Annotated in this window: 22 protein-coding genes; 11 read left to right on the top strand and 11 right to left on the bottom strand. The window is 65.4% G+C overall.

Features of this window, described 5'->3' with window-relative positions:
- Nucleotides 1-63 precede the first annotated feature (63 nt).
- A complete protein-coding gene (epmA, locus tag GV832_RS12500; protein ID WP_168775216.1) occupies nucleotides 64-1,101 on the top strand; it encodes an EF-P lysine aminoacylase EpmA in 1,038 nt (345 codons plus the stop codon).
- A gap of 97 nt (nucleotides 1,102-1,198) precedes the next feature.
- On the opposite strand, the gene GV832_RS12495 is transcribed toward epmA, so the two are convergent.
- Nucleotides 1,199-2,260, bottom strand: coding sequence for a quinone-dependent dihydroorotate dehydrogenase (locus GV832_RS12495; protein ID WP_168775215.1), 1,062 nt, complete (start codon nucleotides 2,258-2,260; stop codon nucleotides 1,199-1,201).
- Nucleotides 2,257-2,592: a DUF952 domain-containing protein gene (locus GV832_RS12490; protein WP_168775214.1), complete on the bottom strand. Its 336-nt coding sequence runs from the start codon at nucleotides 2,590-2,592 to the stop codon at nucleotides 2,257-2,259. The genes GV832_RS12495 and GV832_RS12490 overlap by 4 nt, the downstream gene beginning before the upstream one ends.
- Nucleotides 2,593-2,739: 147 nt before the next feature.
- Between GV832_RS12490 and GV832_RS12485 the strand changes: the two genes are divergently transcribed.
- On the top strand, nucleotides 2,740-4,221 hold the full coding sequence (locus tag GV832_RS12485) for a bifunctional metallophosphatase/5'-nucleotidase (protein WP_168775213.1): 1,482 nt from the start codon (nucleotides 2,740-2,742) through the stop codon (nucleotides 4,219-4,221).
- A gap of 46 nt (nucleotides 4,222-4,267) precedes the next feature.
- Here the strand turns inward: GV832_RS12485 and GV832_RS12480 are convergent, their stop codons facing one another.
- On the bottom strand, nucleotides 4,268-5,185 hold the full coding sequence (locus GV832_RS12480) for a hypothetical protein (protein ID WP_168775212.1): 918 nt from the start codon (nucleotides 5,183-5,185) through the stop codon (nucleotides 4,268-4,270).
- Nucleotides 5,186-5,251: 66 nt separating this feature from the next.
- Nucleotides 5,252-6,034, bottom strand: a complete 783-nt coding sequence (locus GV832_RS12475; RefSeq protein WP_168775211.1) for a sulfotransferase family 2 domain-containing protein — start codon at nucleotides 6,032-6,034, stop codon at nucleotides 5,252-5,254.
- 277 nt (nucleotides 6,035-6,311) lie between these two features.
- Between GV832_RS12475 and GV832_RS12470 the strand changes: the two genes are divergently transcribed.
- The 7 genes from GV832_RS12470 (at nucleotide 6,312) to GV832_RS22520 (ending at nucleotide 11,696) form a co-directional block, all read left to right on the top strand.
- A complete protein-coding gene (locus tag GV832_RS12470) occupies nucleotides 6,312-7,481 on the top strand; it encodes an aspartate aminotransferase family protein (protein WP_168775210.1) in 1,170 nt (389 codons plus the stop codon).
- Nucleotides 7,482-7,611: 130 nt separating this feature from the next.
- The gene (argF, locus tag GV832_RS12465) at nucleotides 7,612-8,538 is read left to right on the top strand and encodes an ornithine carbamoyltransferase (protein ID WP_168775209.1); all 927 of its coding nucleotides are present in this window, start codon (nucleotides 7,612-7,614) and stop codon (nucleotides 8,536-8,538) included.
- Nucleotides 8,539-8,647: 109 nt separating this feature from the next.
- Complete coding sequence (locus GV832_RS12460; RefSeq protein ID WP_168775208.1) at nucleotides 8,648-9,136, top strand: DUF1993 domain-containing protein; 489 nt, start codon at nucleotides 8,648-8,650, stop codon at nucleotides 9,134-9,136.
- A 1-nt stretch (nucleotide 9,137) separates the two neighbouring features.
- On the top strand, nucleotides 9,138-9,677 hold the full coding sequence (locus GV832_RS12455) for an isochorismatase family protein (RefSeq protein WP_168775207.1): 540 nt from the start codon (nucleotides 9,138-9,140) through the stop codon (nucleotides 9,675-9,677).
- Entirely contained in the window at nucleotides 9,674-10,285 is a 612-nt protein-coding gene (locus GV832_RS12450; protein ID WP_168775206.1) for a hypothetical protein, read from the top strand. Before GV832_RS12455 ends, GV832_RS12450 begins: the two co-directional genes overlap by 4 nt.
- Nucleotides 10,286-10,339: 54 nt before the next feature.
- A complete protein-coding gene (locus GV832_RS12445; RefSeq protein ID WP_168775205.1) occupies nucleotides 10,340-10,999 on the top strand; it encodes a PAS domain-containing protein in 660 nt (219 codons plus the stop codon).
- A 523-nt stretch (nucleotides 11,000-11,522) separates the two neighbouring features.
- The gene (locus GV832_RS22520; protein WP_168775204.1) at nucleotides 11,523-11,696 is read left to right on the top strand and encodes a transposase; all 174 of its coding nucleotides are present in this window, start codon (nucleotides 11,523-11,525) and stop codon (nucleotides 11,694-11,696) included.
- 506 nt (nucleotides 11,697-12,202) lie between these two features.
- On the opposite strand, the gene GV832_RS12435 is transcribed toward GV832_RS22520, so the two are convergent.
- The 7 genes from GV832_RS12435 to GV832_RS12405 all read right to left on the bottom strand — a co-directional run bounded on the left by GV832_RS12435 (nucleotide 12,203) and on the right by GV832_RS12405 (nucleotide 21,146).
- Nucleotides 12,203-13,300, bottom strand: coding sequence for a flagellar basal body P-ring protein FlgI (locus tag GV832_RS12435; RefSeq protein ID WP_168775203.1), 1,098 nt, complete (start codon nucleotides 13,298-13,300; stop codon nucleotides 12,203-12,205).
- Nucleotides 13,300-14,307, bottom strand: coding sequence for a flagellin (locus GV832_RS12430; RefSeq protein WP_168775202.1), 1,008 nt, complete (start codon nucleotides 14,305-14,307; stop codon nucleotides 13,300-13,302). Before GV832_RS12430 ends, GV832_RS12435 begins: the two co-directional genes overlap by 1 nt.
- Before the next feature lies 1 nt (nucleotide 14,308).
- On the bottom strand, nucleotides 14,309-15,775 hold the full coding sequence (gene flgK / locus GV832_RS12425; protein ID WP_168775201.1) for a flagellar hook-associated protein FlgK: 1,467 nt from the start codon (nucleotides 15,773-15,775) through the stop codon (nucleotides 14,309-14,311).
- Nucleotides 15,776-15,784: 9 nt separating this feature from the next.
- Entirely contained in the window at nucleotides 15,785-17,086 is a 1,302-nt protein-coding gene (locus tag GV832_RS12420; RefSeq protein ID WP_168775200.1) for a flagellar hook protein FlgE, read from the bottom strand.
- Nucleotides 17,087-17,173: 87 nt separating this feature from the next.
- Entirely contained in the window at nucleotides 17,174-18,001 is an 828-nt protein-coding gene (locus GV832_RS12415; protein ID WP_168775199.1) for a flagellar motor protein MotB, read from the bottom strand.
- Between the two features lie 76 nt (nucleotides 18,002-18,077).
- Nucleotides 18,078-18,959: a hypothetical protein gene (locus GV832_RS12410; protein WP_168775198.1), complete on the bottom strand. Its 882-nt coding sequence runs from the start codon at nucleotides 18,957-18,959 to the stop codon at nucleotides 18,078-18,080.
- Nucleotides 18,960-19,124: 165 nt separating this feature from the next.
- Nucleotides 19,125-21,146 carry an oxidoreductase gene (locus tag GV832_RS12405; protein ID WP_168775197.1) on the bottom strand — a complete coding sequence of 674 codons (2,022 nt, stop codon included), beginning with the start codon at nucleotides 21,144-21,146 and terminating at the stop codon, nucleotides 19,125-19,127.
- Nucleotides 21,147-21,274: 128 nt separating this feature from the next.
- Here GV832_RS12405 and GV832_RS12400 point away from each other — a divergent pair, with 128 nt between their 5' ends.
- Nucleotides 21,275-21,655, top strand: a complete 381-nt coding sequence (locus GV832_RS12400; protein ID WP_168775196.1) for a GFA family protein — start codon at nucleotides 21,275-21,277, stop codon at nucleotides 21,653-21,655.
- Nucleotides 21,656-21,978: 323 nt separating this feature from the next.
- Nucleotides 21,979-22,137 (top strand): transposase (locus GV832_RS12395; protein ID WP_168775195.1); only part of this gene is annotated, 159 nt, incomplete at its 3' end.

Below are 22,137 nucleotides of genomic sequence, written 5' to 3'. Positions count from 1 at the left end.
GCTAAGCGGAGGCATATGCAGCGCCCTTTAGCCTGCTTTGCAAGAAATCGCCAGAGAAAGAATATGTCCAACAAAAGCTGGTGGCATCCCTCCCGTCACGCCGACCGCCGCCCCCTGCTCCTTGCCCGGGCGCGGATGGCCACGCAATTGCGGCTCTGGTTCGGGGAACAGGACTTCCTGGAGATCGACCCGACGGCACTGGCCGCCTCCCCGGGCAACGAGGCGCATCTGCATGGCTTTGCCACCGAGGCCATCGGCAATGATGGCGAGGCGCAGACGCTTTACCTCCACACCTCCCCCGAATTCGCGATGAAGAAACTGCTCGCCGCAGGCGAGCAAAGGATCTTCGCCCTGACCCATGTCTGGCGCAACCGCGAGCGCGGGCCCCGCCACCACCCGGAATTCACCATGCTGGAATGGTACCGCGTGGGCGAGCCCTATACCCAGCTGATGGCGGACTGCCTGCACCTGATGCAGATGGCCGCCACCATTGCGGGCAGCCGCGAATTCCGCTGGGGAGAGGCGCTTTGCAACCCTTTCGAGCCGCCCGAGCGCCTTGGCGTGGTGGAAGCGCTGAAACGCTATGCCGATATCGACCTGATGACATCGATCAACGCTGATGGCACGACCGAGGTTGCCCCCCTCGCGGCCCGGGCCCGGGCCAAGGGCCTGCGCGTGGCGCCGGATGACACCTGGTCCGACCTTTTGTCCGCCCTCTTGGTCACCCATGTGGAGCCGCATCTCGGCATGGGCCGCCCCACGATCCTTGACCGCTATCCGGCCTCCGAGGCCGCGCTGGCCCGCCGCCTGCCGGGCGATGCGCGCCTGGCCGAACGTTTCGAGCTTTACGCCTGCGGGGTCGAACTCGCCAATGGCTTCGGCGAGCTGACCGACCCGGTCGAACAGCGCAAACGCTTCCTGGCCGAGATGGACGAAAAAGAACGCGTCTATGGCGAGCGCTATCCCCTGGACGAGGACCTGCTGGAGGCCCTGCCCCTGATGCCGCCGACCTCGGGCGTGGCCTTGGGCTTTGACCGGCTGGTGATGCTGGCCACCCATGCGCCGCGCATCGACGACGTGATCTGGACGCCTATGGCCTGAGGCCCGGGGTATACCCCGGGCTACGCGGTTGAAAGAGAGCTCCATATCCGGCTCGGACACTCTGATGACGCTGCGTAGCCCGGGGTATACCCCGGGTTTACAGCCACCGCCCGCGACCGGACCCCACTGCCGCCGCCACCGTATCAAAGCCCTTGGCCGCCAAGAGCCCGTCCAGCCCCCGCGCCACCTCGGCGGCGAGCGAAATTCCCTTGTAGACCATGGCGGTGTAAAGCTGCACCGCCGAGGCACCGGCCTCGATCTTGGCCATGGCCTCCTCGGCCGAGGAAATCCCGCCCACGCCGATCAGCGGAATCCGCCCCTCGGTCAGGGCGGAAAGCTGCGCCAGGACCCGGGTGGATTTCTCGAAGACCGGGGCGCCGGAAAGCCCCCCCGCCTCGGCCTTGTGGGCCGACCGCAGACCCTCACGAGACAGGGTCGTATTCGTCGCGATGATGCCTGACAGCCCCGAGGCAAGCGCGACCTCGGCAATGGCGGCGAGGTCTTCGAGCGTCAGATCGGGGGCGATCTTCAGGAAGACCGGGATCGGGCGCGGCAGACCGGCGCGGACCTCCATCACGCCCGCCAGCAGGGCGGCCAGGGCGGCGGGCCCCTGGAGATCGCGCAGCTTCTCGGTGTTGGGCGAGGAGACATTCACCGTCGCGAAATCCACATGCGGCCCGCAAAGTGCCAGGACCCGGGCGAAATCGGCGGCCCGGTCGGCAGAGGTCTTGTTGGCCCCCAGGTTCAGCCCCACCGGCACCGGGCCCGGAGCCCGCGCGGCCAGGCGCCCGGCAATGACCTCGGCCCCCTCGTTGTTGAAGCCGAAACGGTTGATCGCGGCGCGATCCTCGGTCAGGCGGAAGAGCCTGGGCTTGGAATTGCCCGGCTGAGGCAAGGGCGTCGCGGCGCCCACCTCGATGAAGCCGAAACCCGAGCGCGTCAGGGCCGAAACCGCAATCGCATTCTTGTCATAGCCCGCCGCCAGACCCACCGGGTTGGGCAGGGCGAGCCCCGCCACCGTCGTGGCCAGCCGGGCCGAGGTCACAAGCCCCGCCAGGGGCGCCAGCCCCGATTTCAGGGCAGAAAGCGAAACCGAATGCGCCGTCTCGGGGTCAAGACGGTGCAGAAGCGCAAGGCCGAAACGTTCGACAGGGGTCAAAAAACACCTTCGGGGAAAATATGGCCCGTGGCGCCCAGCGGCAGGGACTTGTCCCAGACCACATCGGCGGCGCGCAGCGGGCGGTACAGATGGGGAAACAGTGCCCCCCCGCGCGAGGGCTCCCATTTCAGGGCGTCAAGCTTGTCGGCATCGACCGCCAGAAGCACCAGGTCGCTTTCGGTGGCAAAGTGCTTTGCCGCCGTCTCGGCCACCTGGGCCGCGGTCGAGAAATGGATATAGCCATCGGTCAGATCGATGGGGGCGCCCAAAGTCTCTCCGGCGTCGCGGAAGGCCACCCATTCGGAGCGGCGGAAGATCTTGTAGATCAGCATGAAAACCTCTGGCGGGATCGCGTCGGGTCATGCCTGAAAGCCGCGCCCCGGTCAACCTTTGCAAAGCCGTCACGCGGCGCTGTCATTCCTTTTGACAGGGCCGCCCCCCCGGGCGCAGCCTTTGCAGACCCAACACGGGAGGTTTCCATGACGAATCGACTGAAGGCCCTTGCGCTGGCCAGCCTCTGCGCAACGCCCCTGGCGGCGGAACCGGTCAAGATCACGCTTCTGGGCGTGGGCGATGTCTATGCCTTTGACGGCGATGGCAAGCAGGGCGGCTTTGCCCGGCTGAACGCCGTGGCCCGGGCCGAGCGCGCCGCCAATCCGAATTTCCTGTATCTCTTCGACGGCGACATGCTCTCGCCCTCGCTGATCTCGGGCTTCGACAAGGGGCAGAACACGGTCGAGCTGACCAACCTCGTGCCCTTTGACCTGGCCGTGCCGGGCAACCACGATTTCGACTTCGGGCCGGAGAATTTCGCCGAAAAGATGAAGGCCTCGAAATACCCCTGGGCCGCGATCAACATCGAGGGGATCGAGGGCCTGGGCGGCGTCATGGTCAAGGAGGTTGCGGGGGTCAAGATCGCGCTGATCCCGGTGGCGCAGGACACTTCGCCCCAGGTCGCCAACACCGGCGCCCTGGTCTTCTCCCCCACGGTGGATACGGCGATCGAGGCCGCGAAAGCCGCCCGCAAGGAGGGCGCCGACCTGGTCGTGGGCGTCGTGCAGACCGATGTCTATAACGACCTGAAGCTGGTGCATTCCCGGGCCTTCGACGTGGTCCTTTCGGGCGATGACCACCAATATGGCACGTCCTATGACGGGGTGACGGCCTATGTCGAAACCTCGGTCGATGCGCGGCACCTCTCGCCCGTGGACCTGATGGTGGATGTGACGGAAAAAGACGGCAAGCGCGTGGTGAAATGGACGCCCTCTTTCCGCTTCATCGACACGGCCCTGGTGACGCCCGACCCCGAAACGCAAGCTCTGGTCGATGGCTACAAGGCGGACCTGGACGCCAAGCTGAATGTGGTGATCGGCAAGACCGAGACCGCGCTGGACAGCCGCCGCAACGTGGTGCGCGGCGAGGAAAGCGCCATGGGCAACCTGATCGCCGATGCGATGCGGGCCGCCGTGGGCGCCGATGTCGCGCTAATGAACGGTGGCGGCATCCGGGCCGACCGGACCTATGACGCGGGGGTCGAGCTCACCCGCCGCGACATCCTGACCGAGCTGCCCTTCGGCAATACGGTCGCGCTGACCGAGATCCCCGGCAGCCAGCTTCTGGCCGCGCTGGAAAACGCGGTCTCCCAGGTGGAGAAGGGCTCGGGCCGCTTCGCCCAGGTCTCGGGGGTGAGCTTCGTCTATGACGCCTCGGCCGAGCCCGGCAAGCGCGTGTCAGAGGTCATGGTGGGCGGCGCGGCCCTGGAGGCCGACAAGCTCTACAAGGTCGCGGTCAACAACTTCATCCTCGACGGCGGCGATGGCTATGACGCCCTGGGCGGGGGTCGGCTGATCAACGACACCGGTGCGGGGGTCCTAGTGGCCAATGCGGTGATGGCCTATGTCGAAAAGGCCGGAACCGTGGCCCCTGCGGTCGAGGGCCGGATCAAGGCCCTGGGGCAGTGACAGAACAGGCGCCGGGCCCAAGCGGACCGGCGCCCCTTCGCAAGACTTAAAGGTGGACGACCGAGATATCGCTGGCCCGCAGCGCGGTCGTTCCCATGACATGGGCGATGGGCTCTCCGTTCAGGCAGATCGCCGTGCCCGAGCCGTCTTCCAGCGGCTCGGTCGTCAGGTTCTGATCGGCCTGGGTGATCCCCGTCATCGCGTCATCCGCGCGGTTGGTGGTGAATTCCACCACGATCCGGTCGGTATTGGGCTGGTAATCGGTGATCGTGGCGGGATTTGCGTGGTCGACGTCCCAGGAGACGTGGAACTCATCCGCCCCGGCCCCGCCCGCGCCGATATCATCGCTGCCCAGCCAGAGCTTGTCGGCCCCCATGCCGCCGAAAAGCCGGTCGGTCGTGTGATCCTCGATCACGAAAGAGGTGTCGCCATCCGGCATGGCATTGACCGTATAGCCATGCAGGCTGTCCGCCCCCATGCCGCCAAAGGCGCGGTCCGAGCCCTCGTCGAAGGTGACGAGGTGATCCGCCCCGCCCCTGCCCTGCAAAGTGTCATTGCCGCCCCGACCCTCCAGCAGGTCGCGGCCGGTCGTGCCCTCAAGCGAATCAGAGCCCGCCCCGCCAAAGACCTTGTTGACCGCTGGCGGAGCGGCGCTGGCCTGGGCCTCCGGGGCCTCGTCGGACTGCCCCTCGGGGAAGGCTTCGGGCGCGGCGGCCTCCTGGTCGTCGGGCGCGGAAGAGCCATCGTCGGATCCGGCATCCTCCTCGGTGGCGCCATCGGCCGCCTGCTCTTCGGGCGGCGTGTCCTCTTCGGGCGCGGCGGGATCGTCCAGGAGATCCCCCTCGCCCTGCGCCTCGGGATTTTCCTCCGGCGGCGTATCCTCATCCTCTGCCGAGGAATCCACATGATCGACGAATGCCGCAGCAGCGACACCCAGACCTGCCAAAAGCAACAGACCCAGCATGGCCTAACCCTCACCTGACTACCCAAGGCGAAGAATAGCCCACCAAGCCTAACAGGGACCTAATCGTTAAAGAACGAGAGAAGCGCGGGGAATGTCCTGCATCCTTGCAGGCTTGGTGTCGCGCCAGGTATCCTTAAGCTTTTCAAAGATCTCCCGGTCACGGCGATAGACCTGGTTGATGCGCGCCTTGACCTTCTGGTCCAGCACCGCTTCCTTCTTGTCCTTGGAATTGGTGGCATAGCGCTCCATCTCGGCCATGACCGCGCCGATATCGGGCACGAGGTCGGACAAAAGCATCTCCATCCGCTGATCAAGATTGGTCAGGGTCAGAAGCTTCAGGTCGAAGCCCTTCATGATGTCCGACCGATACCATTGCGGCGTCCAATGTGCCTCGCGGGGGAGGTCGTTTTCCCCGGTCAGGTTCACCTCCAGCCAGTCGATCATGATCATGCAGTTGCGGCGGTGCTCCTCCGCCGTGGTCGCATCGACGTTCAGCCCGTATTTCTGCAAGGTCGCCCGCAGGGGCACATATTTCGTCCAGCCCGAGCCCACGACCTTGTCGAAATAGAGGCTCAGGAACCGGTCGACCGGGTTGCGCAGGATGGTGAAGGCATGTTCCTCCGCCCTGATCGCGTCTTGGGTAAGCCCAAAGGCCGAGGCGCGGACGAAATCGTCCATCACGTCATGGATGCGCTTGGGATTGTGGAAGGTCTGGCCGTGATCCAGCCGCCAGATCAGGTTCTTGACGAAGGTGCAGCCGCATTTCGGGATGAAGAGATAGCGGATCGGCAGCTTCCGGCAGGACAAGAGCCTGTCGGGATCGGCCTTCTTCTTCACTTCCACCGCCATCTGCGCCTCCGTTTGCACCCGTTTAACGCTGCGCCTCTTGAATGAAGGTTAATCGGGCTCAGGAAAAGGCCAATCTTCGGCAAGATCAAGACGCCCCGATTTCGCTTTACAGAAGCCCCCCCGCCCCCTATGCAGTCGCCCATGACCCGGACCCGCACCCTCTCCCTGCGACGCTGACACGCCTTTCGCGTGACCGCCCCGTCATATCTCCCTGATACATCGTTGACCTTCCCGCCATTCCTTGGCACCCCTTGGGCTTCTTGCGAGGACTTGTCCCATGATCACTCCCGTTCTGCCGACCTATAACCGCGCTCCCATGGCCTTCGTGAAGGGCGAGGGCGCCTGGGCCATCACCGCGGACGGGACGCGATACCTGGACCTTGGGGCCGGGATTGCGGTGAACGCGCTGGGGCATGCGAACCCGGCCTTGATCGCCGCCCTGACCGAACAGGCGGGGAAGATCTGGCATGTGTCCAACCTCTACACGATCCCGGAACAGGAAAAGCTGGCCGAGATGCTGGTCGACAAGACCTTTGCCGATACGGTCTTCTTCACCAATTCCGGCACCGAGGCGGCGGAGCTCGCCATCAAGATGGCCCGGAAATACCATTACGAAAAGGGCGCGCCGCGGGACGAGATCATCGCCTTCGAGGGCGCCTTCCATGGTCGCTCCACCGGTGCCATCGCGGCGGCGGGGTCGGAGAAGATGACCAAGGGCTTCGGCCCCCTGATGCCCGGCTTCCGCCAGCTTCCCTGGGCCGATCATGACGCGATCCGCGCGGCCATCACCGACAAGACCTGCGCCGTGATCATCGAGCCCGTCCAGGGCGAGGGCGGCATCCGCAAGGTCCCCGACCAATGCCTGAAGGGCCTGCGCGACCTCTGCGACCAGCACGGCGCACTGCTCATTTTCGACGAGGTCCAATGCGGCATGGGCCGCACCGGCAAGCTCTTCGCCCATGAATGGGCGGGGATCACGCCCGATATCATGATGGTGGCCAAGGGCATCGGCGGCGGCTTCCCGCTCGGCGCCGTGCTCGCCACCGAAGAGGCGGCCCTTGGCATGGTCGCAGGCACCCATGGCTCGACCTATGGCGGCAACCCGCTCGCCTGCGCGGTGGGCGCCAAGGTCATGGAGATCATTGCGGACGACGCCTTCCTCGGCGAAGTGAACCGCAAATCCGCCCTCTTCCGGCAGGGGCTGGAGGCGCTGGTCGCCTCCCACCCCAAGCTCTTCGAAGCCGTGCGCGGCGAGGGCCTGATCCTCGGCCTGAAATGCGTGGCCACGAACACCGACATCGTCAAGGCGGGCTACGCCCAACACATCCTGACGGTTCCGGCGGCCGACAACGTAATCCGCCTCCTGCCGCCCCTGAACATCCCGGACGCCGATATCGCCGAGGCGCTGACCCGCCTCGACGCCGCCGCCCAGAGCCTGGAGGCCTGAATGCACGAGGCACAAGAACGCGCGCATCGGTCGGGGCTGCGAGCCCGCCCCACATTCATCTTTTCATAAATATCCTCGGGGGTCCGGGGGCAGACAGCCCCCGGGACTTCCGCCAAAAATCACGTGTGACATGAAACACTTCCTCGATATCCACAAGACCGACGCCACCGAACTCCGGGCCATGATCGACAAGGCCCATGCGATGAAACAGGCGCGCAACAACCGCCCCAAGGGCGCCCCCGATGACGACCAGCCGCTCGCGGGCCGCATGGTCGCGCTGATCTTCGAAAAGCCCTCGACCCGGACCCGCGTCTCCTTTGACGTGGGTGTGCGCCAGATGGGCGGCCAGACCATGGTCCTCTCGGGCAAGGAAATGCAGCTTGGCCATGGCGAGACCATCGCCGACACCGCCCGGGTCCTGTCCCGCTATGTCGACCTCATCATGATCCGCACCTTCGAAGAGCAAACCCTGCTCGAGATGGCCGAACATGCGACGGTGCCGGTGATCAACGGGCTGACCAACCGCACCCATCCTTGCCAGATCATGGCCGATATCATGACCTATGAGGAACACCGCGGCCCCATCGCGGGCAAGAAGGTGGTCTGGTGCGGCGATGGCAACAATGTCTGCGCCTCCTTCCTGCATGCCGCAGGGCAATTCGGCTTCGACGTCACCTTTACGGGGCCCGAGACGCTGGACCCTGAAGCCGCCTTCGTCGCGCAGGCCCGCGCCAAGGGCGCCAATATCACCATCGACCGCGACCCGCACCGGGCGGTGATCGGCGCCGATCTCGTCGTCACCGACACCTGGGTCTCGATGCATGACCCCGAGTCCGCGAAAGAGCGCCGCCACAACCAGCTCCGCCCCTACCAGGTCAACGAAGAGCTGATGGCCAAGGCCAAGCCCGATGCGCTCTTCATGCATTGCCTGCCCGCCCATCGCAACGACGAGGCGACCTCGGCGGTTATGGACGGCCCGCATTCGGTCATCTTCGACGAGGCCGAAAACCGCCTCCACGCGCAGAAGGCCATCATGCGCTGGAGCCTTGGGCTCTGACCGCGCGCAACAGGTCGAGGTCCCGGGTCAAGCCCGGGACAGCGGCGCGCCTTCCCCCTTGCGTCCCGGCAGAAAAGCGCCATCTTGGCCTCACTCAAGGAGGAACCCCATGCAGTCGCCCGTCCCCGCCTTCGTCCATTCGCTGAACGCCGTTTCGGCCATCCTGGGCAAGGCCCGCGCCCATGAAGAGGCCAAGAAGATCAAGCCCGAGGTCATGGGTGAATTGCGCCTGATCGCCGACATGTTCCCGCTGTGGCGCCAGATCTGCATCGCGACCGACCATGCCAAGGGCGCCTCTGCCCGCCTGGCCGGGGTCGAGGTCCCGCCCTTTGCCGATACCGAGCGCACGCTGGAAGAGCTTCAGGCCCGCATCGCCAAGACCGTGGCCTTCATCCAGTCGATCCCCGAAGCCGCCTTCGAGGGCGCCGAGGCCAAGACGATCACCGTCAAGGCCGGCCCGCGCGAGCTGACTTTCCCGGCGCCCTTCTACCTGAACTCCTACGCCATTCCGAACTTCTATTTCCACCTGACCACCGCCTACAACATCCTGCGTAGCAATGGGGTCGAGATCGGCAAGGTCGATTTCCTGGGGGGCTGAGATGCCGACGCTGATCGTCATCGACCTGCAAGAGGCCATGCGCGCCGAGCGCTCGGCCGATTGGCCCTGGGCCAATGACGCGGCGCCCGCCGTCGCGGGGCGGCTTCTGGATCATGCGCGGGCCCGGGGCTGGCGCGTGATCCATGTCCACCACAATGTGGATGACCCTGCGGACGGGTTCCACCCGTCGAACCCGCTCTGCGCCGCCATGGCAGAGGTCGCCCCCCTGCCCGGCGAAGAGATCGTGGTGAAACATGGCTCCTCGGCCTTCATCGGCACCGACCTGGCCCAGCGGCTGGAGGGCGAGGCCGACCTGGTGATCTGCGGCGGCGAGGCCAATATGTGCGTGGAAAGCACGACGCGCATGGCGGGCAACCTCGGTTTCGCCGTGACCCTGGTTCAGGATGCCCTGGTCTGCTTCCCCAGGCGCGCGCAGGACGGGCGGATCTTTCCGCCGCAGACGGTGCTGGACATGAGCCTTGCCAACCTGCGCGGCTTTGCCCGCATCGCCAGCTCCGAAGACATCCTGTCCCAGCCATGACCCCCGAAGCGATCACCGCCGCCTTCTCCCAGGGCGCCGCATTCCACTTTGCGCGCTGGGGCCGCCCCATCGTCCCCGTGGTCTTCGGCGTCGACGATGCCACGCTGTCCACCGTCAAGGGCGCCATCGAGGCCGTCGTGACGCTTGCGCGCCACAAGATGGCCGAGACCGATCCCGAGCTTGGCGCCAACCTGATGGTCTTCTTCTTCCGCGACTGGGAGGAGCTGCCGGCCGTCCCCAACCTGGACCGGCTGATCCCCGATCTCGGCCCGCTTTGCACCCGGCTGGCCGCACAGGACGCGCATCACTACCGGCTCTTCCGCTTTGACGACCAGGGCGCGATCCGCGCCTGCTTTACCTTCCTGCGGATGAACTCCGCGCTGGCCGAGCTTCCGGCCGAGGACCTGGCCCTGTCCGAAGCAGCGCGGATGATCCTGCTCTGGGGCGAGGGCGCGCCCGCCTTCCTGGCGCAGGGCGGCGGCAAGACCCTGCTTTCGCCCGAGATTTCCGCGCTGATCCGGGCGGCCTATGATCCGGTCCTTCCGGTCGCAACGCGCGATCCTGTGCAGGCCCATCGCCTGGGCGCACGCGTTTCCCTTGCGCGTTAGGTCTTGGTTAATCCCCTCTGGGTAACCCTGTCGAGGTGAACCAGAAGGTGGCCCATGTTGGACGAATCGATACCGGAGCTGGAGATCATCCACTCCATCGTGAACCGGATGAACGGCTTCCTTTACCGTTGCCGCAACGACAAGGCCTATTCCATGATGTTCATGGCCGGAGAGGTGCGCCGCCTGACGGGGCATGAGCCGCAGGCCTTCATCGGTCCGGCCGGGCGGTCCTACGCGGCCCAGACCCATCCGGACGATCTGCAGGCGGTCTATGACGCCGTCGATGCGGCCCTGGCAGCGAAAGACAACTGGAATGTCGATTACCGGATCGTGCGGCCCGATGGGACGGCGATCTGGGTGCAGGAAATCGGCGGTGGCGTCTTCGACGGCGACGAGCTTCTGTATCTTGAAGGGGCGGTGATCGATGCCGACCGCGCCCGCCTGGCAGAGCTGCACAATGTCCAGATGCTCGAGGCGATCTCCGAAAAGGCAAGGGCGCTCTTGGGCAATACGGTCCCCATTGTCGAGGTGTTGCGCACGCTGCGCATCCTGGCCATCAACGCCCGGCTCGAGGCGGGTCGCGCCGGTCCCTTTGGCGCCAGCTTCGGGTTCGTCGCCCATGAGGTCTCGCGCCTGGCCGAAGAGACCTCCGTCCTGGCCGAACGGATTGCCACGGTGACGGGCCAGTTGCAGGACCTCTTGAAAGCGGGCTGACCGATCTGCTGCCCCGGGACGGCAAGCCCGGAAAATTGCGCATCGTGGTCCCGTTCCTGGTGACCCGTGCCAGCCATGAACCCCGGCCCGGTCTCCGCAGGCCTGGCCGACGGCATCGCGCCCCGCCTCGACCATCGCAAGCCTGGCCCGGCCCCATGCCCCCCAGCCTGACGGCTGGGCGCCGGCACCAGGCAAGCCTGCGCCCTGTCTTTTGTCTCGATCCGACGGCTGGGCGGCCTTGGCACAGCCTGTCCCGGATCGTGGTGCGGGTTCTGGCAGAGGTGGTCACCTGCGATGTTCCGGCAGGGTCTGGTTGCTGGCACCGACCTCGACCGGAGATTGCGCCGATCCCCCTAATGCGCGACCTCGTCGAAAAGCCCCAGGAAGCGGATCTTCTTTGCCAGATGATTGGCTGAGCCGCCGAACGTCCGATGGGGCAGGAAGGTCGCGCGACAAAGGGCGCCGCTCGTGGCGAAAAGGACTTTGAACGGCCGGCTCGACGCAATGGCCCTTGCGGGCGGGGATGATCGCAATGCGCATCCCCAAACTCAGGAAAGGCAGCTGCTTTCCGGGCATCCCGGAACCACGACGCAGGGCTGGGAAGGCGCGGACTGCATCCAGCCAGAAGGCCTGTGTTCCCGGCATCTCGACGCGCCCAATCGACGATCTGGTCATGGGCATCTCGGGGGTCAGGTGAGCCGACCTGGCGAAGACATCGACGGCAAGGGGAGGTCCCTCCTCAACCGGTCGCCCGAAGGAAACTGGCCCCACTCGTTGATCGGCACCACCTTTGCCAAGGTCCGGCGCGGCAGACCCGCCCTTGTCGCACGGACCAGGGCGCAACCATGGCTTGCTCTCGGTCGCCCGCATCCTCGCCATCGTTGTGTCAACCAAGGGCCGCCGCAGATTCCGGGTTTGGACATCGGCACGCCCGAGGCTGAGCCGATCTCGAGCGCGTCATTGCGCAATCTGACCCGACAGGGGCTGCACCACTCTTCGGGGCAATTTGCCTTCCATGGTGGAACGCGGGTGGCAAGGCGTTTTCCGTGTGGGGCCCCTCGCCTGCACACCACTGCCAAGAGTTGGGCCCTTTCAGGAAGGTGTGGCATGACCCCTGCGCAACGAGAGTCAGCACCGGGCCTGTCCGCCCCCCTGAAAGCCAGACAGGCCCAGATTTTCCGCTCAGGTCCAGCGCCTTGCCGATCAGTTCACCACGAACTCGGCATGAAGCGCGCCTGCGGCATTGATGCTTTTCAGGATGTTGATCATGTCGCCCGGCGCCACGCCCAGCGCGTTCAACCCGGCCACGACCTCGGACAGGCTGGCCCCGCCCTGCACCTCGGCCAGGCCCTTGCCCTGTTCCTGCTGGATTTCGGCATTGGTCCGCGGCACGACGATGGTCTCACCCTCCGAGAAGGGGTTGGGCTGCACGACGACGGGAGCCTCTTCGACCTTCAGCGTCAGGTTGCCCTGGGCGATGGCCACATGACTGATGCGGACATCGTCATCCATCACGATGGTCCCCGATCGCTGATCGACCACGACCCGCGCCCGCGCCTCGGGCTCGACCATCAGGTTTTCCAGCTTGGCCATCACATGCGCGGTCGAACCAGCCCCGGTGGCCGCGATGTCCAGCGACACGGTGCCGGAATCCAGCATCTGCGCGGGCTTGCCGCCGAAGGCACGGTTGATCGTTGCCTCGATCCGGGCGGCCGTGGTGAAATCGGGCTGGCGGAGCGCCAGCCGGACCGTGCCCATCTGGTTGAAATCGAACTGCACCTCGCGTTCGACCCGCGCGCCTGCCGGGATCGAGCCCGAGGTCGGCACGCCCTCAGTCACCTTGGCGCCCTGCCCCTCGGCCGAGATTCCGCCCGCGATGATCGCGCCCTGGGCCACGGCATAGATCTGCCCATCGGCCCCGTTCAAGGGCGTCATGACCAGCGTGCCGCCCAAGAGGCTCTTGGCATCGCCAATGGCCGAGACCGTCACGTCGATCTTCCCCCCCGCCCGGGCAAAGGGCGGCAGGCTGGCGGTCACGAAGACGGCGGCGACGTTCTTGGGCTGGAACTGCTCGCCCGTGACATTCACGCCCAGGCGTTCCAGGAGATTGGACATGATCTCTTCGGTGAAGGGCGAGTTGCGGAGCCCATCCCCCGTGCCGTTCAGACCGACGACCAGGCCATAGCCCACCAGGTCGTTGCCCCTGACCCCGTCGAATTCGACGAGGTCCTTGATCCTTATCTCTCCCGCCATGGCAGGAAAGGTCAGGAAGATCAGCAGCATGGCCAGGAAACGCCCCATCAGAGGAAGTCCACGAGGCTCAGCCGCGAGGCGCGGGAGGTCAGGGTGTAAAGCTCTTGCAATTGGCCTTGGGTTTCCTGGTATTTCGAGGCGACCTCGTATTGATCGACCGACAGAAGGTTCAGCCGCGCCGTCTCCAGCGCGTTCTTTTCGGCGTCGTTGCGGGTGGCGGCGTTCTGCATCGCGGCCTCGGTCGTGCCCAGATGCGCGGAAAGCCCGGCCAAAAGCTCTTGCGTGCCCGCCAGGCTTTCGCCCGCCTTCTTCATCAGGTCGGACCGCGCGAGCGTCGAGCCCGCCAGCACACCACGCGACAAAAGCCCCGCCATGGCGATGCCCTTGAGCATGCCGACGATGGCCGGGTCCATGCCGGTCACGTCGATCTGCGCGGTCTCTTCCGGGCCGATGGGCAGGGGGCCCGTGGCCTCGCTGCCCTTGTACATCACCGCCTCGAACCCGGCCGGGTCGTCGAAGAAATCATCCACCGCCGCCTGGACATCGACGGCCGAGACCGCGCCCGAGGCGGTGACGGCGGTTTCCAGCGCCGACATCAGGTCCTCGGCACTGCCGAACGTGGCGGAGTTGGTCGTGGTGCCGGCGAAAAGCGCCCGCTCACCGATGCGGGCGTTCAGCGCCGAGAGGGTCGAGGACAAGGTCGCATTGGCCTGGTTCGATAGCGCCTCGATCCGCAGTTCGGACTGTGACGAAACCCCGGCCAAAAGCGCCGCGCTGAGCCCCTTGGTCTGATCCCCCACGGTCGACAGCGCAGTCTGCATGCCCGCAGTCAGGATCAGCTGTTCGGAGGTGACGGTGCGATAGGCCGCGATCTGGTTCAGCCGCGATTCGATCCCCGCGACCTGGACGTAATTGCCGCGCAGCCTTTCGGTCCGGTCCGCGACCAGGCCCGTCGTCGCCTCGACCGAAAGCTCGTTCATCTGGGCGCGCAGCCGCGCGCCCTGGCCGCTCAGCATGCGGTATTGGGCAAGATCACCCATGGTGTAGTAGGTCATCTCAAATCTCCATCAACCTGTTGAGCATCTCTTCGACCGTCTTGATGACCTTTGCATTGGCGGCATAGGCCTGTTCGATCTGAAGAAGCGATTGCATTTCCTGGTCGGTGTCGACGCCGTCCTGCGCCTCCATCTGCTGATAGGTGTCCAGCTTGGCGGCGGTGAAGGCGCTGTCACCCTCTGCCGAAAGGCGGTTGCCCGCGATTTGCGACAGGAAATCGCTGGCCAGGACCGAGGCGCTGCGGGCGCCGCCGATGAAATCGCCCGAGGCAGGCGCGCGGTCGGCGATCAGCGCGGCGCGCATGTCGCGCAGAAGGGAGTTGTTGCCGGTCAGGGCCTGGGTCGTGGCGCCAAGCCCGTCGCGCAGGCGCCAAACCCCGCCGCCCTGGGCCGGATCGGCCTGGGCATTGACCTTGATCCGCTGGGCCAGGCCGATTTCATTCACCGGGTCAAAGGCCGCCCCCGCATCGGTGAAGAGCCCCGCATCGCCAGGAAGGCGGGTGGCATCCAACCCGCTGTCCTGGAACCTTTCGATCAGGTCGCGTGTCACGGCATCAAGCTGGGCCTGGGCCTCGGTCCCCAATTCGTCGCGCACGGCGAACTCTGCCGCCAGCGAGCCGCCCAGGATGATCGCGCCGCTGCCCGAGGTCGGAATCGGCGCTCCGTTCAGCGTCAGGCCGGAAAGTCCGCCCGAGGCTTGGGTCATTTCGGGCACGATGACCTGGGTGCGGGTGAAGCCGAAATGCACCGGCAGGCCCGGCGCCCCATCGAGCAGGGTCGCCCCGGCGGAGGTATAGAGCTTGATCGAGCCGTCGGCCTGATCAACCTGGCGCAGCGGCACGATGGAGGAAATCGCATCCACCGTCTGTTGCCGCAGGTCGATCAGCGACGAGACATCCTGCCCCAGCCCATGACCGCGCCGGATTTGCACGTTCAGATCGCTGACCTTCAAGAGGTTGTCATTCAGCAGGTTCACCTGGGTGTCGATCTCGGCATCGGCGGCAAGGCGCGCTGCCTGGATCTCTTTCCCGGTGGTCACCAGGGTCGAGGCCAGGCCCCGCGCCGCCGTCAGGACCGAGGTCAGCCGCGCCTCGGATTCGGGATGCGAGATGGCCTCTGTCAGGGCGGTGTCGAAGGCGGAGATCCTGCCGTTCAGGGAATAGGCCAGGTCGGGGGTGCCGACGGCCTTCTCCAGCTTTTGATAAAAGGCGGTTCGGGCATCGCTGTCGCCCTGCGCCGCCTGGGCCAGCCTGCGGTCGGCGATGACGACGGCGTTCTCGGCCCGCCGCACGCCCACGACCTGAACGCCCTGCCCCGAGGAGCCGACGACACGCGACGCGAGCTGAAGCTCGCGGCGCGCATAGCCGGGGGTCGAGGCATTGGCGATGTTCGACGACACCAACTCCGCCGCCCGAGAGGCTGCCGTCAGACCGGAAAGCGCAGTGGCCAGAGTGTTGGAGATCGTCATGTTCTATCCTCAGCGCTTCAGGTTCGCGGTTTCCTGCAGCATTTCATCGACCGTCTGGATGACCTTGACGTTCGAGGAATAGGCGCGCTGCGTGGTGATCAGGTTCGTCAGCTCCTGCGTCACGTCGGTGGTGGATTGCTCCTGGCTGTAGCCGACCATCTTGCCGGTCGGCCCATCGCCCGAGTCCCAGAGGTAAAACGCCCCGGATTCCGCCGAAATCTCGTAGCTCTGGTCGGAATGCGAGATCAGGCCATTGGGATTGGGCACATCGACCACGGGGATCTGGTAGATGACCTTCGAGAAGCCCTGGTCGTAGTTGGCGGTCAGATAGCCGTTGTCGTCGATGTTCACGCTGACGAGGCGCGCGACGGGCGTGCCGTTGGTGGCCTTGCCGATGGGCGCGAAGTCCTGGGAGAGCTGGGTCATGCCGCCCGTTACCCCCACCGCGCCGACGTTCATGTTCAAGGCGCCGCCCCCGACGGTCAGCGGGATGATCCCGGTGGCAGGGTCATAGTCATCGCCGGTGATGGTGGTGACCGAGGCCAGGGTGCCGCCCGACGACTGGCTGTCGTCGAAAACCACGGTGTATTCGGCGATCACGTTGTCATCCGACGCGCTGTCGCGGATCGTCATGGTCCATTCGTTGGATCGCCCCGTGGCGGGCACCGTGGGGGTAAAGGTGTATTGCAACGTCTCGGACGTGCCGAGGTTGCCTGCATATTGCACCGTCATGACCTTGGCCAGGCCATCGGAATCATAGGCGGTCGAGGTTGCGGGCAGGTTGGCCGACAGCGAAAGCTCGGTCGTCGGGTTCGAGATATACTGGTTGGTGTCCAGCCGCACGGGTTGCAGCGCCGACATCGTGTCGCGCGGATAGTTGCCCAGGGACCCGTCGGGATTGGCGACCCAACCCATCAGCACCTTGCCGGTCGAGGTGCGCAAGACCCCCTCGGCATCGGGTTTGAACGACCCGGTCGTGGTCAGCGAGATCGGCAGGTCCTCTCCCCTGTTCACCGCGTCGATCGTGGTCACGGCCATGAAGCCGCGCCCGTCGATGGCGAAGTCGGTAGAGTTGGTCGTGCCGATCAGAGGCCCATGTTCGTCGATCAGGCGATAGGAGGTCGACCGGACCCCCCCGGCCGAATAGGCGGTGGAGAGGTCACCCTGGACCACGATGGAGTAGAAATCGGCCGTGGCCTTTTTATACCCATAGGTGGAGGAGTTCGCGATATTGTCCGAAATCGTGGACAGACGGTTCGCATTGGCATTGAGCCCAGCGACCCCCGCATTGAGCGAAGAGGTAATCGTCATCGACAGCGCCTTTCTGCAGCTCGATCTTGCCCGATCACGCTGCCAAAGCCGCCTTAACATCCACCTAACAGATAAAAGGCCTTGTTTTTACCTGTTCTTCCGCAAGAGGATGATCTCGACCCGATTGTTGCGCAGCGCCGTGGGATCCGAGGTCGCGGGCTTGCGGTCGGAATGGCCCACGACCCGGGCAATCCTTTCCTTGTCGGTGCCCGCCACCTCCATCAGCTGGCGCATCACCTGGGCGCGGTCGGTCGACAGGCTCCAGGACGGGTTCTTGACCATCATCACCGGATAGGCCTTCACATGGGCCTCGATCGCGATGCGGTTCTTCGAGGCCTGGAAGACCTCGGCGATCATCTTGGCCAGGTCCATCGCCAGGGGCGTCGGTGCCGCGCTGTCGGCGTCGAAGAGGGGCGCTTCCTCGGTGTCGAAGAGCTCGACCACCAGCCCCTCGTCCGTGACCCGGGTCACGACATGGGACAGCATGCTCTTCATCTGGGCGCTTTCGCCGCCATGGCCGGAAAGCGCGCTTTGCAGCTTGGAGATTTCCTCCTTGTCCTGGTTCGACCCGCCATCGTCGCCGCCGACCTTGGTGTCGGGACCCTGGGTCGAGGCGGCCTGCCCCGAACCGTTGAAGGCGAAACTCTCATCGGAAAAGATGGAATCGCCGCCAAAGGCGCCATCTCCGCCGCCCGAGACGCGGTTGATCGGAATCGTCGGATTGAAGTAATCCGCGATGCCCTTGCGTTGCTTTTCCGTCGTAGCGCCCAACAACCACATCAACAGAAAGAAGGCCATCATGGCCGTCACGAAGTCCGCATAAGCGACTTTCCACGCACCCCCGTGGTGTCCGCCGCCGCCGACAACTTTCTTTCGTTTGATGATGATGGGCGCGGCATTCCCATTGCCGGCCATAACCACACACCCGTTATTTCACACCCGGGTCCGATCCTGCGCCTCAGCCGTCAATATTCCTTTAACTCCCGGCATTTTACCGGTTTTCAGCCCCTCGGCAGAGGCGGGCCTCGGCGCAAAGGCCGATGTGGCGGTAATCGTTCAGGAACTGCCGCGCGGCCGCCCGGGTCAGACCCTGCTCGACCACCAGCGGCTCCCGCCGCTCCAGCGCGGCCATGGCGTCGCGCAGGCCCCGCACCCCCAGAAAATCGGCGATCTCGCGCAGCGCGAGCCCCCCCGGCCCCGTGACGCAAAGGTCGAAGCGCTGGAAGGCCTGGTTGACCGCAATCAGCCCCAGATCGGCAAAACGGGCCGTGATCAGGGCGGCAATCCGCGCCTCGATCCCGCTGGCCAGCGCCCGGCCCAGCGGGGCGGAAGTGGCGCTCTCGCCATGGCCGAGGATCGAGAGATAGCGTGCCAGGGCAGCGGGAACCTCGAACCCCTCGGGCCCGAACACATCGTAAAGCGCGCCGTTCTGCGCCGAACTCGTCACCAGCACCCCCGGCTTGCGCCGCAGGGCCGTGGTCAGGGCCCTTGCGGCCTCCAGCGTCAGGTCGGCGATGACCAGGCCAGAGACGCCGTCAAGGGCGGACAGGGCAACATCCGGGCAGCACTCGGCCAGCCAAAGCCGCAAGGTCGGGTCGCGCGGATCGGAGAGCCGCAGGGAGAGGTCATGACGCGGTGCGCCCTGGTCCTGCATCAGGTCAGCCTGGACCCCCAGAAGCCGCAACAGCGCCAGGCAAGGCCCACCCGCACGGCGATCCGAGCGCAGGACGCCCCCGCCGGAAAGCAACCGCTCGGCCGCATCGCCCGCGATGCCAAACCCCTGCGCCAGCGTGTCACGCGCCAGCATCGCATAGCCCTGACCCGGTGCGATCGTCACGACGATCCTCTCGGCGGTGCATTCTTCGTCTTCCATCACTTCCCCCGGCTGAACTGTTTTCAGCCATCGTCCAGATCCCATGTCTCCATTGCGTGATCAGGGCGTTAATGCAGCGTCAAAACTGGGGGGAGTTACCGAAGAAACGATGGAAAACGGCGCCCTCCTTGCGGAAGGCGCCGGACGTCGGGGCAAAGCGGGGGGTCAAACCGCCGAAACCAGGCGCAGCGCGTCATAGATCGCGGCATGGATGTTGCGGGCCTCGACCGAATCGCCGATGCGGAAAAGCTGGAAGCCCGGGGCCTCGGGCTGCGGGCGATGGGCGATCAGGGCCTCGTAATCCACCGCGCCCTTGTTGGTCGAAAGCGGCTTCAGCGCGAAATACAGATCGTCCAGGGGAAGGGTGCCGTGGTTGACAACCACTTGATCGAACTGCCGCGTGATGCCCAGCTTGGCATAGTCGCTGTCCACGGTCGCGGTGATCAGGTTGCCCTCGCGCGCGACCCCGGTCAGGCGGTAAGTCACGGTAAAGGTCACGTCCAGGCCCTGGATCGCCCGCATATAGGGCACGAGGTTCATCGCCATCACATCGGGGGCAAAGGTCCGGTCCGGGGTCATGATCTCGACCTTGGCGCCCGCCTCGGCCAGCTTCTGCGCGGTCTGCAACGCGGTATGGTCCCCCGCATCGTCGTAAAGCAGCACGTTTTGCCCCGGTTTCACATCGCCCGAGAGGATATCCCAGGCGCTGACCGTCAAGTCATTGCCAAAGCTCAGGATATCCTTCTGCGCCATGCCCCCCGTCGCCACGATCACCACGTCCGGCGCCAGCGCCGTCACGTCCGAGACCTCGGCCCAGGTGTTGAAGCGGAACTCGACCCCCATGGAGGCGCATTGCGCCATGCGCCAGTCGATGATCCCCATGAACTCCGCCCGGCGCTTGGTCTGGGCGATCAGCCGCACCTGGCCGCCGGGCTGGTCCGCGGCCTCCAGCACGGTGACCTTATGCCCGCGCTCCGCCGCCACCCGCGCGGCCTCGAGGCCCCCGGGCCCGGCGCCCACCACCACGACATGTTTGATCGTGGAGGCTTTCGGGACGACATGATGCTCCACCGCCTCGCGGCCCGTGGCGGGGTTGTGGATGCAAAGCGCCATGCCGCCCTGGTAGATGCGGTCCAGGCAATAGGTCGCGCCGACGCAAGGACGGATGTCGTGTTCGCGCCCCTCGACGATCTTCTGCACGATATGGGGATCGGCCATATGGGCGCGCGTCATCCCGACCATGTCGAGCTGACCGGAGGCCACCGCATGCCGCGCCGTGGCCACATCCGGGATGCGCGAGGCATGGAAGGTCGGCATCCCCACCTCGGCCTTCATCCGCCCCGCGAAATCCAGATGCGGCGCCGAGCGCATGCCATGGATCGGAATGACATCGGTCATCGCCGGATCGGTGTGGATGCGCCCCCGGATGATGTTCAGGAAATCGACATTGCCAGAGTCGCGGAAGAGCTTGCCAATCGCGATCCCCTCCTCCGCCGTGATGCCGCCCTCGACCTCATCGGCCGTATAGCGCATGCCCAAGAGGAAGTTCGGCCCCACCCTGTCGCGGCAGGCCTGCAACACCTCCAGCGCAAACCGCGCCCGGTTCTCCAAGGAGCCGCCCCAGGGCGCCTCCAGGTCATTGGTGAAGGGCGACATGAACTGATCGAGCAAATGCCCATAGCATTCGAACTCGACCCCATCGAGCCCGGCTTCCTTCATCCGCTCGCAGGCATCGGCGAAGTCCTTGATGACGCGGGTGATATCCCAATCCTCGATCCGCTTCGGAAAGGCCCGGTGCGAGGGCTCGCGGCTATGCGAGGCGCCCAGAACCGGCAGCCAATCCCCCTTGTCCCAGCGCGTCCGCCGCCCCAGGTGGGTGAGCTGGATCATCACCGCCGCCCCCGCCTCGTGGCAGTCATCGGCGATGCGGCGCATCCACGGGACAACCTCGTCCTTATAGGCCAGCACGTTGTTGAACACCGGGGGCGAGTCCTTCGACACCGCCGCCGACCCCGCCGTCATGACCATGGCCACCCCCGCCTTGGCGCGCTCGAGGTGGTAGAGCCGATACCGGTCCTTGGGCATCCCGTCATCGGGATAGGCCGGCTCATGGCTGGTCGTCATGATGCGGTTGCGCAGGGTCAGGTGCTTCAGCTGATAGGGCTGCAGAAGGGGATCGTTCGACATGAGAGCCTCCGTTTGCGGGGAGGATGCGAGGAATTGACACATGTGTCAAGTTTTCTGTCGACCCAGGCCCCGGCTTGAATTCCTCGCCCCCGCCCCCGATCTTTTCAGCAAGAAAAGGGAGGATACCGATGCCCAATCTGACTGGCGGCTGCCTCTGCGGCCATATCCGCTTCGAGACCAAGGGAGAGCCCGGCTTCCCCCACACCTGTTCCTGCCGCATGTGCCAGCGCCACACCGGGTCCTTGACCGCCTCTTGGGTCGAATTCCCCTCCGATTCCGTGACCTGGACCGGCCCCGGAGGCCGCCCCTCGGCCTGGCGCTCCTCCGACCGCTCCTCCCGCGCCTTCTGCCCCCAATGCGGCAGTTCCCTCGGAGCCCTGGACGACGCCCCCGTGGTGGCGCTTTTGACCGGGGCCTTCGACAAGCCCCACCTGGTGGCGCTGAAACCGCAGAGCCACTCCTACAAGGGCGGGAGGCCGAGGTGGTGGCATCCGGAGGTGGAGGGGTAAGGGCGGGTCGCTGGTCGTCATGCTGCGGCTCCGAGCCGCAGGTGTTTTAGCCGAGAGAGCTCTGGAAGCGAACCGTTCGGCATATGGGCCTAGGGGTTTGAGCGGAGGCAGCGGGGAAACGACACAGGCATCAATTCCTTGATCAACCGAAGAGCCAATAATCTGACGGCCCCGATCCGACCAGCCATCAGGAATTGCGATAGCTGGCGCTGCTCTTGGTGACGCGACATTCAACCCCATAGGCTCGGAGCGCCTGCTTAGGGTCAGGACCCATTGATCACGCTCTAAGACCGTGATTCACGGTCGGCCAGGAGACCTGATTTATGAGCAACTTGTTCTGGCTGACCGAAGCCCCGATGGACCGGCTTCGGCCCTTCTTTCCCAAGAGTCATGGCCGCCCGAGGGTGGATGACCGTCGCGTTCTGAGCGGGATTATCTTCATCAATCGCAACGGGTTGCGCTGGTGCGATGCCCCTTCCGTC

Origin of the sequence: Stagnihabitans tardus (assembly GCF_009925085.1) — a bacterium.
GTDB classification, from domain to species: Bacteria; Pseudomonadota; Alphaproteobacteria; order Rhodobacterales; family Rhodobacteraceae; genus Stagnihabitans; species Stagnihabitans tardus.
This window is presented reverse-complemented; position numbering and strand designations above follow the sequence as displayed.